The following is a 12,339-nucleotide window of genomic DNA, read 5'->3' as shown; positions in this document are numbered from 1 at the left end:
GGCCCGGCGGCACGCCGGGCCGGCGCCGAAAGTGTGGATACGGCCGCCTACCGTTCGCTTACCATCGGCATACCGCCGGTACGCAGGCGCTCGGCGGCTTGCGCCCAGGCGGCCGGGCGGCCGGTCGGCTCGTAGCGGCGCACCGGCTGCGTGGCGCGGACGAGCGCGCGCATTCCGTCGAGGTCACCGGCGGCGGCCCCGAGCGACCGGGCCTGGACCAGGACGTTGCCGAGGGCGGTCGCCTCGACCGGACCGGCGACGACCGGGCGCCCGCAGGCGTCGGCGGTCAGCTGGCACAGCAGCTCGTTGCGGGCGCCGCCGCCGACGAGGTGAATGACGTCGATGTCCTGTCCACTCAGGGCGGCGGCCTGGTCGATGGTCCGCCGGTGGGCGAGGGCGAGGCTGTCGAGGATGCACCGGGTCACCTCGGCCAGGTTCGCGGGCACCGGCTGGCCGGTGTCCCGGCAGGCGTCACGGATGCGGGCCGGCATGTCCCCGGGCGGCAGGAACACCGGATCGTCGACGTCCACTACGGACCTGAACCGCGCCACGCCGGCCGCCTCGCGCAGGAGTTCCGCCACGTCGTCGACGCCCCAGCACCGCTGGCTCTCCTGCAGCAGCCACAGGCCCATGATGTTGCGCAGGTAGCGTACGGTCCCGTCGATCCCGATCTCGTTGGTGAAATTGGCGGCCAGGCTGTCCGCGCTCAGCACCGGCCGGTCGAGTTCGACGCCCGCGAGAGACCAAGTCCCGCAGGAGATGTACGCGAACCGCGTACCCCGCGCCGGCACGGCGACGACCGCCGAGGCGGTGTCGTGCGAGGCGACAGCGGTCACCGGCGTCGCGCCGAGGCCGAGTTCCGCCCGCGTGGGACCGATCCGGGAGCCGGGTTCCCGCAACGGGGGCAGCAGCCCGGACGGCAGTCCGAGCCGCGCGGCCAGGCCGGTGTTCCAGCCGCCGGTCCGGATGTCGAGCAGCTGCGTGGTCGACGCGTTCGTCCGCTCCGCACCGATCTCCCCCGTCAGCCAGTAGCCGAGGAGGTCCGGGATGAGCAGCAGCGTACGCGCGGCCGCGAACTGGGCCGTCGGCCGGGCGGCGACCAGCTGGAACACGGTGTTGAACGGCAGCAGCTGCAACCCGCTCTGCGCGTAGAGGTCGGCGGCCGGCACCTGGGCCAGCACCTCGTCGACGATCCCCTCGGTACGCGCGTCCCGGTAGTGCACGGGGTTGCCGAGCAGCCGCCCGTCCGCGTCGAGCAGGCCGTGGTCGACGGCCCAGGAGTCGATGCCGACCGAGTCGAGCGGGCCGGCCCGCCGCAGCCCGTCGAGGACGTCCCGGTACAGGGCGAGCACGTCCCAGTGCAGGGTCGGGCCGACCTGGACCGGGGTGTTCGGGAACCGGGTGACCGCGCCCAGGTCGAGCCGGTCGGGCCCGACCCGGGCGGTGATCACCCGCCCGCTGGACGCGCCGAGATCCACCGCGGCGACGGTGACCGCATCGCTCATCGCAGGAAGGCCGCCGCGACGCCCGCGTCGACGGGCACGTGCAGGCCGGTCGTGTGCGACAGGTCGGCGCTCGCCAGCACGAACACCGCGTTGGCCACGTGCTCGGGCAGCACCTCGCGCTTCAGCAGTGTCCGCTGCGCGTAGAACTCCCCCAGCTTCTCCTCCGGTACGCCGTAGACGGCCGCCCGCTGCGCGCCCCAGCCGGATGCGAAGATGCCGGAACCGCGCACGACGCCGTCGGGGTTGACCCCGTTGACCCGGATGCCGTGCTCGCCCAGTTCGGCGGCCAGGAGGCGGACCTGGTGGGCCTGATCGGCTTTCGCCGCGCCGTACGCGACGTTGTTAGGCCCGGCGAACACGGAGTTCTTGCTGGCGATGTAGACGACGTCGCCGCCCATCCGCTGGGCCACCATGATCCGGGCGGTCTCCCGGGCGACCAGGAACGAGCCGCGGGCCATGACGTCGTGCTGCAGGTCCCAGTCGGCGAGGCTCGTGTCGAGCAGCGGTTTGGAGATCGACAGGCCGGCGTTGTTGACGACAAGGTCCACGCCGCCGAACGCGAGGACGGCATCGCGCAGCGCGGCGCGTACCGCGTCCTCGTCGGTCACGTCGGCGGTGACCGCCACGGCGGCGTCGGGACCGCCGATCTCCGCGGCGACCCGCGCGGCCGCCTCCCCGTCACGGTCGGCGACGACGACGCAGGCTCCCTCGGCGGCCAGCCGCAGCGCGACCGCGCGGCCGATGCCGGAGCCGCCACCGGTGACGAACGCGATCCGGGTGGCGAGCGGTCGGGGTTTCGGCATGCGGGCGAGCTTCGCCTCCTCCAGGGCCCAGTACTCGATGCGGAACTTCTCCGACTCGGGGATCGGCTGGTAGCGGGAGACGGCCTCGGCGCCGCGCATCACGTTGACGGCGTTGACGTAGAACTCGCTCGCGACCCGGGCGGTCTGCTTGTCCCGGCCGAAGCTGAACATGCCGACCCCGGGAACGAGGACGATCGCCGGGTCCGCGCCGCGCATCGGCGGCGAGTCCCGCGCGGCGTGCCGGGCGTAGTAGGCCGCGTACTCGGTGCGGTACGCGGCGTGCAGTTCCCGCAGCCGGGCCACCGTCTCGTCGAGCGGGGCCGTCGGCGGCAGGTCGAGGACGAGCGGGCGCACCTTCGTCCGCAGAAAGTGGTCGGGACACGAGGTGCCGAGCGCCGCGAGCCGGGGATGTTCGGCGCGGCCCACGAAGTCCAGCACCACCGGATCGTCGGTGAAATGGCCCACCTGGGCCCGATCGGTCGACGCCAGGCCGCGCAGCACCGGTGCCAGCAGGGCCGCCCGCGCGCGACGGTCCTCGATGGACAGTGGCGGATGGATGACGGGACCGAACGGTTCCGGCCGGCCGCGTTCGTCCAGGAACGCCTGCGCGGTCCGGATGATCTCCAGGGACCGCTGCTCGCACTCGTCGCTGGTGGCACCCCAGGCGGTGATGCCGTGGCCGCCGAGGATGCAGCCGATCGCCTGCGGATGGGCAGCCTTCACGGCGGCGATGTCCAGGCCGAGCTGGAAGCCCGGCCGCCGCCACGGCACCCACACGACGCGGTCGCCGAAGCACTCCTTGGTCAGGGCCTCGCCGTCGGCGGCGGTGGCGAACGCGATCCCCGCGTCGGGGTGCAGGTGGTCGACGTGCTCGGCGCCGACGAGCCCGTGCATCGCGGTGTCGATGCTCGGCGCCGCCCCGCCCCGGCCGTGCAGGCAGTAGTCGAACAGGGCGACCATCTCGTCCTCGCGCTCGACGCCCGGGTAGACATCCACGAGAGCCCGCATCCGGTCGAGCCGCAGGACGGCCAGTCCGGCTTCGGTCAGCGTACCGAGGTCGCCGCCGGAACCCTTGACCCACAACAGTTCCACCGGCTCGCCGGTCACCGGGTCGGTCGCGGTCGCCTTGGCCGAGGTGTTGCCCCCGGCGTAGTTGGTGTTGCGCGGGTCGGCGCCCAGCCGCCGCGAGCGGGCGAGCAGATCGTCGGCCGGCATCAGGCACCCCACCCCGCCTGCGTGCCGCCGACGCGCTCGGCCCGGACGCGCTCCAGGTAGCCCGAACGCTTGTAGGCGCCGATCGGGTCGGGGTCCAGGCCCTGGTCCTCGCGTACCTCGCGCAGCAGCGGGCGTACGTCGGTGTTGTAGGCGTCCATCAGGACCGCGTTGCTTTCCAGCACGTCGCCGGCGTCCTGGGCGGCCTGGAGCGCGGCGTGGTCGACCAGCAGCGCCTTGGCGGTGGCCTCCTGGACGTTCATCACCGAGCGGATCACCGCCTGGATCTTCGGTTCCAGGTTGTGGCACTGGTCGAGCATGAACGCGATGTCCTTGTCGAGCTCGTCGGCGAGGACGATCTCGTGCATGATGCGGAACAGCTGGAAGGGGTCCGCGCTGCCGACCATGAGGTCGTCGTCGGCGTAGAAGCGGGAGTTGAAGTCGAACCCGCCGAGCTTCCCGGCCCGCAGCAGCATCGCCACGATGAACTCGATGTTCGTGCCCGGCGCGTGGTGACCGGTGTCGATCACCACCTGCGCCCGCTCGCCCAGCGCCACGCAGTGCAGGTAGGCGGTCCCCCAGTCCGGCACGTCGGTCATGTAGAAGGCCGGCTCGAAAAGCTTGTACTCCAACAGCATCCGCTGCCCGTCGCCCAGCCGCGCATAGGTCTCGGCCAGCGCGCCCGCCAGGCGGTCCTGCCGCGTACGCACGTCGTCCTGGCCCGGGTAGTTCGTGCCGTCGGAGAACCACAGCTTCAGGTCGCGCGACCCCGTCGCGTCCATGATGTCGACGCACTCGACCAGATGGGCAACCGCTTTCCGGCGTACGCGTGGATCGGGGTTGGTGACGCTGCCCAGCTTGTAGTCGTCGTCCTGGAAGACGTTGGAGTTGATGGTGCCCAGGGCGATCCCGTGCTCGCGGGCGTGGCGGGCGAGGTCGGCGTAGTCGTCGACCTTGTCCCAGGGGATGTGCAGCGCGACGGTGGGCGCGGCGCCGGTGTAGCGGTGGACGGTGGCCGCGTCGGCGATCTTCTCGTACGGGTCCCGGGGTACGCCTTCCTGCGCGAACACCTTGAACCGGGTCCCCGAGTTGCCGTACGCCCAGGAGGCGGTCTCGATGCGCTGCCCGCGCAGTGCGTCCTTGATCCGCGCGACGGTACGCGGCGCGAGGTCGGTCATCGTTGGTCTCCCAGCTCTTCTTGCGGGCTGTCTTCCAGGTGGAACACTTCGGTGAGCACGTGCATGTGCTGGTCGGGGCGGCCGGTGTCGAAGAACTCGGCCATCTGCGCCTGCCAGCGGGCGTTGACGTCGGTGGCGTCCATGGCCGCCAGGGCGGCCTCGAAGTCGTCGGTGAGCAGGTAGCCGACCAGCAGGCCGTCCCCGCGCAGGAACAGGCTGTAGTCGTGCCAGCCGGTGTCGCGCAGGGCGGCCAGCATGTCCGGCCACACCTGGGCATGGCGGCGCCGGTACTCCTCCAGCCGATCGGGTCTGACCTGAAGGGTGAAGCAGATCCGGCGCACGCCATGCCTCCTTTCCGTCCTGTATGGACGTTGCTACGACGGGGATCCGAAGACGCTTAGAAGTTGAACTGGTCGATGTTCGAGGCGTTGAACGTGAACGGGTCGCCCAGCAGCACGGTCGCGTCCTTGCCGACGGTGAACTCGCCGAGCTTGCCGGCCGTGAACTTGTCGCCCTCCTTGCCGGTGATCAGCCCGGAGGCCAGCGCCCCGCCCGCGTACGCGGCCAGGTAGCCGAGGTCGGCCGGGTTCCACAGGGCGAACGCCTTGACCGTGCCGTCCTTGACGAACGCGCGCATCTGGTTGGGCGTACCGAGGCCGGTCAGCTGGACCTTGCCCTTGTAGCTGGAGCCGGACAGGTACCGGGCCGCGGCGGCGACACCGACCGTGGTCGGCGAGATGATGCCCTTGAGGTTCGGGTGCTTGGCCAGCAGCGCCTGGGTCTCGGTGAACGACTTCTGGTCCTGGTCGTCGCCGTAGACGGTGTCGACCAGCTTGAGCTTCGCGTACTCGGGCTTGGCCAGCTCCGTCTTCATCATCTCGATCCAGGTGTTCTGGTTCGTCGCGTTGGCCGTGGCCGACAGGATGGCGATCTCGCCGCCGTCGGGGCCGACCGCGTCGGAGATCAGCTTCACCTGGTTCTTGGCGATGCCCTCGGCCGTGGCCTGGTTGATGAACAGGTCGCGGCAGGTCGGGTTGGTGTCGGAGTCGAACGTGACGACCTTCGCGCCGCCCTGGCGGGCCTCGTTGAGGGCGCCGCAGATGGCGTCCTTGTCGTTGGCGGAGACCACGATGACGTCGGTGTTCTGCTGCGACAGCGTGTTGATGTAGGACACCTGCGCCGACGGGCTGGCCTCGGACGGCCCCGTCTCGCTGTAGGTGCCCTTGATCTCCTCGACCGCCGTCTTGCCGCCGTTGTCGGAAGTGGTGAAGTACGGGTTGTTCACCTGCTTGGGCAAGAAGGCGATCTTGAGACCGTTCTTCATGCTGCCGCCGCCGGACGCCGCGGGCGAGGCGCTCGTGCCGTCGGTCGAATCGTCCGCGCACGCCGCTGTCGCCAGCGCGAGCGCCGCCAGAGCCGTGATCGCCACGAGGCGTACCCGGCCGGTGCCTGCTCTCATGTCGGTTCCCTTCATCGATGGCCGCCCCTCGGTCCGCGGGGGAAGGAGCTGCGGGGAGCGGCGTCAGGTGGTGTGCGAAAGGGTTGGTGCGATGGGCCGCCGCCGTCGTAGCCGCTCGCGCAGCCGGCCGGCGACGTTGGGTCCGACGACCGAGGCGATCAGCAGCGAACCGGTGATGATGGTCAGGGTGTTCGCCGGAACGTCGGCCAGTTGCAGGGCGTTGCGCAGCACGCCGAGCAGGGCCACGGCGGCGAGGACGCCGAGCAGCCCGCCGCGCCCGCCGAAGATGGAGACGCCGCCGAGCAGGACCGCCGCGACGACGGCCAGCTCGATGCCGGTGCCGTTGTCGGCACGGGCGCTGGCGAACCGCAGCGTCCAGAAGACACCGGCCAGCGCCGACATCGCCCCGGTCGCCACGAACAGCCAGAACTTCGTCAGCCGTACGCTGATCCCGGCGAACCGGGCCGCCTCGGCGTTGTTGCCGATCGCGTACAGGCCGCGGCCGACCGGGGTGGCGTGCAGCACCACGCCGAAGACGATCGCGAGCGCGGCGACCACGAGGATGACCCACGGGATCGTGGTGCCGTGGATCGGTTTGATGGCCGAGGTCGTCCACGACGCCGGATAGTCCGCCACCGCCTTGTCGCCCAGCACCACGTACGCGAGCCCGCGGTACATCGCCAGCGTGCCGATGGTGACCGCCAGCGACGGCAGGCCGAAGCCGGTGATGAACAGCCCGTTGACCGCGCCGAGCAGGCCGCCGAGCACGAGGCAGGCCGCGATCAGCAGCGGCAGCGAGGTCACGCCGGACGCCCACAGCTTGCCCAGCACCGTGCAGGACAGCCCGAGCACGCTGGCCACCGACAGGTCGATCTCGCCGGTGATGACGACCAGGGTCATCGGCAGCGCGATCAGCAGGATCGGAACCGCTTCGAGGGTGACGAAGCGCCAGAACCGGGGACTGGAGACGCCGTCGATGCTGAGCGACCCGACGACCGCGACGGCCACCACGGCCAGCAGCACGATGACGTCCCAGGAGCCGAGGACACCGCGTACCCGGGCGCCCTGTGCCCGCATCCGGCTCGGTCGAGGAGCTTCAGACATGGGCCTTCCTCTCTCGCAGGCTGCGGCCCACCCGGGCGGACAGCGCCCGGTCGAGCCCGATCGCGGCCAGGATCAGCGCGCCGACCGCGGCGTCCTGCCAGAACACGTTGATGCCGAGGACGGGCAGCGCGGCGCGGATCGTGGTGAGCAGGACCGCGCCGAGCGCCGCACCGTAGACCGAGCCGCTGCCGCCGAAGATGGCCACACCGCCGACGACCACGGCCGCGACCACGTTGAGTTCCATGCCCTGGCCCGCGTTCGCGTCGACGGTGCCGAACCGGGCCGAGTAGAGGACCCCGGCGAGACCGGCGAGCGCGCCGCTGGTGACGAAGGCGTACAGGATGCGGCGGCCGGTCGGGATGCCGGACAGCCGGGCGGCGGCCGGGTCGGAGCCGAGCGCGTACAGCTCCCGGCCGCTGCGGTAGTTGGCCGTGTAGTAGCCGACGACCACCAGCACGACGACCGCGAACAGCGCCAGCACCGGTACGCCGAGCACCGTGGCCGTGCCCATCTTCAGGAAACCGGCCGGCATGTCGGCCGCGTTGATCTGCCGTCCGGTGGCCCACATGTAGTCGAGCCCGCGGAACACGTACAGCGTGCCGAGCGTGACCACGAGCGCCGGTACGCGGGCCGCCGCGATCAGTCCCCCGTTGACCGCGCCCAGGACGGCGCCCAGCGCCGTGCCGATGACCAGCATGACGGGGATCGGCAGGCCGGGGGCGGCGAGGAAGACGCTGCCGGTCGCGAACGCGGACAGGCCGAGGATCGAGCCGACGGACAGGTCGACGTTGCGGGTGATGACGACGACCGCCTGCCCGACCGCGAGGATCGCCAGGATCGTCGAGCCGAGCAGCAGGTCCTTGACGTTCTGCGCGGACAGGAACCGGGGGTTGGCGATCGTGGTGGCCGCGACCAGCACGACGAGGGCGAGCAGGATGCCCAGTTCCCGCACCGCGAACGTACGCCGGACGAGCCGGGTGCCGCGCTCGGCCTGTACGCCGGGACGGTTCTGCGTCACGGTCATGCCCGTCCCGCCTGACCGGTGGCCGCGAGCATGACCGACTCCTCGTCGGCGCGGTCGCGGGGGATGTCGGCGGCCAGCCGGCCTTCGTGCATCACCAGCACGCGGTCCGCCATGCCCAGTACCTCCGGGAGTTCGCTGGAGACCATGAGCACCGCGACCCCGTCGGCGGCCAGCTGCGACAGCAGCCGGTGCACCTCGGCCTTGGTGCCGATGTCGATGCCGCGGGTGGGCTCGTCGACGATGAGCACCCGCGGGCTGGTGGCGAGCCACTTGGCCAGCACGACCTTCTGCTGGTTGCCACCGGACAGGGTGGACACCGGATCGGCCAGGCGCGCGGCCTTGACCCGCAGGGCCTGTGTCCAGGTGGCCGCCGAGCGGCGTTCGGCGCCGCCGAGCAGCAGGCCGCCCCAGGACAGGGACCACCGCCGCGGCAGCGTCGCGTTGCGCTCGACCGACAGCTCCATCACCAGTCCCTGCTGGCGGCGGTCCTCGGGGACCAGCGCCAGCCCGGCCCGGATCGCGGCACCGGTGTCGCCGTTGGGCAGCCGACGGCCGTCGACGAGGACCTCGCCGGCGTCGTACCGGTCGACGCCGAAGACCGCCCGGCTCACCTCGCTGCGGCCGGCGCCCACCAGTCCGGCCAGGGCGACGATCTCGCCGGCCCGGACGGTGAAGCCGACGTCGGCGAAGACGCCGTGCCGGGTGAGTCCGCGTACCTCCAGGCGGGGGTCGCCGACGGTGGTCTGCTGCTTGGGGAACAGGGTCGACACCTCGCGGCCCACCATGCGGCGCACGGCCTGGTCGACGGTCAGCTCGGCGGCGGGGTCGGTGGAGATCCACTGCCCGTCCCGCATCACGGTGATCCGCTCGCAGAGCGCGAACACCTCGTCGAACCGGTGCGAGATGAACAGCACGGCGGCGCCGGCGTCGCGTACCGACCGGGCGACCGCGAACAGCCGGTCGACCTCCACTCCGGACAGTGCGGCCGTCGGCTCGTCCATCACGAGCACGCGGGCGTCGAGCGAGATGGCCTTGGCGATCTCGACCAGCTGCTGGTCGGCGATGGACAGTCCGCGGGCCGGCCGGTCCGGGTCCAGCCGTACGCCGAGCCGCTCGAACAGCTCGGCCGCCATCGCCCGCATCCGCGCCCGGTCGACCCGGCGCAGCCCGCGCAGCGGCTGGCGGCCCATGAAGATGTTCTCCGCGACCGACAGGTCCGGGAACAGCGTCGGCTCCTGGTAGATGACGGCGATGCCGGCGTCCCGGGCGTCGGCCGGTCCGCGCAGCACCAGCGGACGGCCGTCCAGCGTGACCGTTCCCTCGTCCGGCGCGTGCACGCCGGCCAGGATCTTGACCAGGGTGGACTTGCCCGCGCCGTTCTCCCCGATCAGCGCGTGCGCCTCGCCGGCGTACAGCTCCAGGCGCACGTCGCGCAGCGCGGCGACCGCTCCGAAGGACTTGCTCACGCCGCTCAGCGCGAGAAGAGGTGGGGGCACCTCGGGACCTCGTTTCCGAAGGGGGCTCGGGAAACACGGGGGTTGTGAAACGTTTCAGCGACTCGCTACAGTGACGGTAGGATGTGGGCTGCGCCACAGTCAAGAGTTTCCAGCGGGTTACCGAGTTGTTATGCGGACGCCGGAACCTCCCCGCCGGGGCGCACGGGCCCATAATCGTTGAGACGTTCCAATTCCCGTTCCCCCGGCCGCGAAGGGACCGACGAGCCGACGTGAGCACCACGAGCATCAAAGAGGTCGCCAAACTCGCGGGCGTCTCCCTCGGCACCGTCAGCAACGTGCTGAACCAGCCCGAACGCGTCGCCGAGCACACCCGCCGGCGGGTGCTGGACGCGATCGCGCAGCTGGGCTACGTCCGCAACGACTCCGCCCGCCAGCTGCGCGCCGGCAGCAGCCGCCAGATCGCGATCGTCGTCCTCGACGTCGCCAACCCCTTCTTCACCGACGTCGTCCGCGGCGCCGAGGTCGAGGCCGAGAAGCACGGCGTCATGGTGGTCGTCTGCAACAGCAGCGAGGACTCCGACCGCGAGCGACGCCACCTCGACCTGCTGGAGGAGCAGCGGATCCGCGGCCTGCTCATCACGCCCGTCGACGACACCCGCAACTCCCGCCTGGAACAGCTGATCCAGCGCGGCACCCCGGTCGTGCTCGTCGACCGCGGCTCCGGCGGCCGCGACCGCTGCTCGGTCGCCGTCGACGACGTCCTCGGCGGCCGCCTGGCCGGCGAGCACCTGGTCGCGACCGGCCACGAGCACATCGCCTTCGTCGGCGGCCCGATGAGCATCCAGCAGGTCGCCGACCGCCACCGCGGCGTCACCCTCGCCACGAAGGGCACCGCGCGCCTGTCGACCATCGCCACCCCCAGCCTCACCGTCGCCGCCGGTCGCGCCGCGGTCGCCGAGCTCGCCGACCTGCCCGCGGCCCGCCGCCCCACCGCGCTCTTCTGCGCCAACGACCTGCTCGCCCTCGGCGTCCTCCAGGAAGCCACCAAGCGGGGTGTACGCGTACCGGACGACGTGGCGATCGTCGGCTACGACGACATCGATTTCGCCGCCGCTGCCGCCGTCCCCCTGTCCTCGGTACGCCAACCGCGCGAGCAGCTCGGGCGTACGGCCGCGCAGCTGCTGCTGGAGGAGACGGAGGCCGACGGCCGCCACGAGCACCGCCACGTCGTCTTCCAACCGGAACTGGTCGTCCGCGAATCCAGTACGCGTACCTGAGCGGCAGTCGCGGCTACGGCTACGCCGCGGCGCGTACAACCTGCGGTGTATATCCCTGGGTTGATGGACGCACCCGCCGCCGGGAATACCCTTGCCCGATGCGGGCACGGCGGCGGGGGTTGCGGCGGCCGGCCTGGCCCGGCGCGCTCGGCATCGATCTCGTGCTCGTGGTCTGGCCGGTCGCTGCTTTCGGCGCGGTCCTGGCCAGCGGGCTGCTGTCCGCCTACGGCCTGGTTCCCGGGGTCGTGCCCACGGTCGTGCAGTGGGCGGCGGCCGGGGTGGTCCTGGCGTCCGCCGGGGCGATGGTCTGGCGGCTGGCCGGGCGGCACGCGCGGCTGGGGATGCTGGTCGAACGGCTGCGCGCGGCCGACGCCGACTGCGATCGACGGGCGGTCACCGGCACGCGCGCGCGGGAGTCGCATGAGGCCGTCAGCCGCCAGCTGGCGGTGATCTCGGTGCAGGCCGGGCTCGCGCAGTACGTCTTCGCCACCGATCCGGACACCGCCCGCGCGGCGGTCGACACCATCGCGGCGACGAGTCACGAGGCGCTGGACGAGCTGCGCCGGATGCGGCCGCTGCTGCGCGACGGGCCGGACGGCCGGTCCGGGCGACGATGACCACGCGCGTCCTCGTGGCCGATGACCAGGAGCCGTTCCGGACGGGAGTCGCCGCGATCCTGCGGGTCGCGGCGGGTATCGGCGTCGTGGACGAGGCCGCCTCGGGGCCCGCCGCCGTCGAGTCCGCCGCGCGGCACCGCCCCGACGTGATCCTGATGGGCGTCCGGCTGCCCGGCCTGGACGGCATCGCCGCGACCGCGCGGATCGTGGCCGGGCACCGGGAAGGCCCGGCTCCGCGCGTCCTGATCCTGACGACCCACGATCTCGACGAGTACCTGTACGCGGCGCTGCGCGCGGGCGCGTGCGGCTTCCTGCCCATGGACACCCCGCCGCAGCGCCTGCTCGCGGCGATCGCGGCGGTGGCCGAAGGCGACCTGCCGTTCGCTCCCGGCGCGGTACGCCGGCTCGTCGAGGCGTACGTCCGGCGGCACACCCCGCTGGTGGTGGCCGTCCCGGACCTGGGCCGCCTCACCGCCCGGGAGATCGACGTGCTGACCCTGATCGCCCGCGGACTGTCCAATACGGACATCGCCGGCTCGCTCGGTGTCGCCGAGGGCACCGTGAAGACGCACGTCAACCGGCTCATGTCGAAGCTGGGACTGGCCAGCCGCGCCCAGGCGGTCGTGGTCGCGTACGAGACGGGACTGGTCCGGGCGGGCGGCACCGGTCCGGGCCGGCATCCCTACGCCTGACGTGGGCCCGA

The 12,339-nt window shown here is 72.0% G+C and carries 11 protein-coding genes; 3 read left to right on the top strand and 8 right to left on the bottom strand.

Annotation, left to right across the window (positions count from 1 at the left end; genetic code table 11):
* Positions 1-47: 47 nt before the first annotated feature.
* The 8 genes from G401_RS0140435 to G401_RS0140400 all read right to left on the bottom strand — a co-directional run bounded on the left by G401_RS0140435 (position 48) and on the right by G401_RS0140400 (position 9,781).
* Complete coding sequence (locus G401_RS0140435) at positions 48-1,505, bottom strand: rhamnulokinase (RefSeq protein WP_027346969.1); 1,458 nt, start codon at positions 1,503-1,505, stop codon at positions 48-50.
* Entirely contained in the window at positions 1,502-3,523 is a 2,022-nt protein-coding gene (locus G401_RS0140430; protein ID WP_034594661.1) for a bifunctional rhamnulose-1-phosphate aldolase/short-chain dehydrogenase, read from the bottom strand. Before G401_RS0140430 ends, G401_RS0140435 begins: the two co-directional genes overlap by 4 nt.
* Positions 3,523-4,698, bottom strand: a complete 1,176-nt coding sequence (rhaI, locus tag G401_RS0140425) for an L-rhamnose isomerase (protein WP_027346967.1) — start codon at positions 4,696-4,698, stop codon at positions 3,523-3,525. Before rhaI ends, G401_RS0140430 begins: the two co-directional genes overlap by 1 nt.
* Positions 4,695-5,039, bottom strand: a complete 345-nt coding sequence (locus tag G401_RS0140420) for an L-rhamnose mutarotase (RefSeq protein ID WP_027346966.1) — start codon at positions 5,037-5,039, stop codon at positions 4,695-4,697. The genes rhaI and G401_RS0140420 overlap by 4 nt, the downstream gene beginning before the upstream one ends.
* Positions 5,040-5,095: 56 nt before the next feature.
* Positions 5,096-6,157 carry a rhamnose ABC transporter substrate-binding protein gene (gene rhaS / locus G401_RS0140415; RefSeq protein WP_027346965.1) on the bottom strand — a complete coding sequence of 354 codons (1,062 nt, stop codon included), beginning with the start codon at positions 6,155-6,157 and terminating at the stop codon, positions 5,096-5,098.
* A gap of 63 nt (positions 6,158-6,220) precedes the next feature.
* Positions 6,221-7,261 (bottom strand): ABC transporter permease, encoded by a 1,041-nt coding sequence (locus G401_RS0140410; protein ID WP_245602082.1) that lies wholly within the window; start codon positions 7,259-7,261, stop codon positions 6,221-6,223.
* The gene (locus tag G401_RS0140405; RefSeq protein WP_027346963.1) at positions 7,254-8,285 is read right to left on the bottom strand and encodes an ABC transporter permease; all 1,032 of its coding nucleotides are present in this window, start codon (positions 8,283-8,285) and stop codon (positions 7,254-7,256) included. The genes G401_RS0140410 and G401_RS0140405 overlap by 8 nt, the downstream gene beginning before the upstream one ends.
* Positions 8,282-9,781 (bottom strand): sugar ABC transporter ATP-binding protein, encoded by a 1,500-nt coding sequence (locus G401_RS0140400; protein WP_027346962.1) that lies wholly within the window; start codon positions 9,779-9,781, stop codon positions 8,282-8,284. Before G401_RS0140400 ends, G401_RS0140405 begins: the two co-directional genes overlap by 4 nt.
* A gap of 230 nt (positions 9,782-10,011) precedes the next feature.
* Between G401_RS0140400 and G401_RS0140395 the strand changes: the two genes are divergently transcribed.
* From G401_RS0140395 to G401_RS0140385, 3 genes are all read left to right on the top strand, one after another.
* Positions 10,012-11,019 (top strand): LacI family DNA-binding transcriptional regulator, encoded by a 1,008-nt coding sequence (locus G401_RS0140395; protein WP_027346961.1) that lies wholly within the window; start codon positions 10,012-10,014, stop codon positions 11,017-11,019.
* Between the two features lie 98 nt (positions 11,020-11,117).
* The gene (locus tag G401_RS57410; RefSeq protein ID WP_027346960.1) at positions 11,118-11,636 is read left to right on the top strand and encodes a histidine kinase dimerization/phosphoacceptor domain-containing protein; all 519 of its coding nucleotides are present in this window, start codon (positions 11,118-11,120) and stop codon (positions 11,634-11,636) included.
* Positions 11,633-12,328, top strand: coding sequence for a response regulator (locus G401_RS0140385; protein WP_027346959.1), 696 nt, complete (start codon positions 11,633-11,635; stop codon positions 12,326-12,328). Before G401_RS57410 ends, G401_RS0140385 begins: the two co-directional genes overlap by 4 nt.
* Positions 12,329-12,339: the final 11 nt, after the last annotated feature.

The organism is Hamadaea tsunoensis DSM 44101 (assembly GCF_000428945.1).
Lineage (GTDB): Bacteria > Actinomycetota > Actinomycetes > Mycobacteriales > Micromonosporaceae > Hamadaea > Hamadaea tsunoensis.
The sequence above is the reverse complement of the archived record's forward strand: the minus strand, read 5'-3'. Positions and strand labels throughout refer to the sequence as shown.

Excerpts from the sequence above, each read along its gene's own strand:
- rhaS (WP_027346965.1), bottom strand. The coding sequence starts at position 6,157 with ATGAGAGCAGGCACCGGCCGGGTACGCCTCGTGGCGATCACGGCTCTG.
- rhaI (WP_027346967.1), bottom strand. The coding sequence starts at position 4,698 with ATGACCGACCTCGCGCCGCGTACCGTCGCGCGGATCAAGGACGCACTG.
- G401_RS0140435 (WP_027346969.1), bottom strand. The coding sequence starts at position 1,505 with ATGAGCGATGCGGTCACCGTCGCCGCGGTGGATCTCGGCGCGTCCAGC.
- G401_RS0140405 (WP_027346963.1), bottom strand. The coding sequence starts at position 8,285 with ATGACCGTGACGCAGAACCGTCCCGGCGTACAGGCCGAGCGCGGCACC.
- G401_RS0140410 (WP_245602082.1), bottom strand. The coding sequence starts at position 7,261 with ATGTCTGAAGCTCCTCGACCGAGCCGGATGCGGGCACAGGGCGCCCGG.
- G401_RS57410 (WP_027346960.1), top strand. The coding sequence starts at position 11,118 with ATGCGGGCACGGCGGCGGGGGTTGCGGCGGCCGGCCTGGCCCGGCGCG.
- G401_RS0140430 (WP_034594661.1), bottom strand. The coding sequence starts at position 3,523 with ATGCCGGCCGACGATCTGCTCGCCCGCTCGCGGCGGCTGGGCGCCGAC.
- G401_RS0140385 (WP_027346959.1), top strand. The coding sequence starts at position 11,633 with ATGACCACGCGCGTCCTCGTGGCCGATGACCAGGAGCCGTTCCGGACG.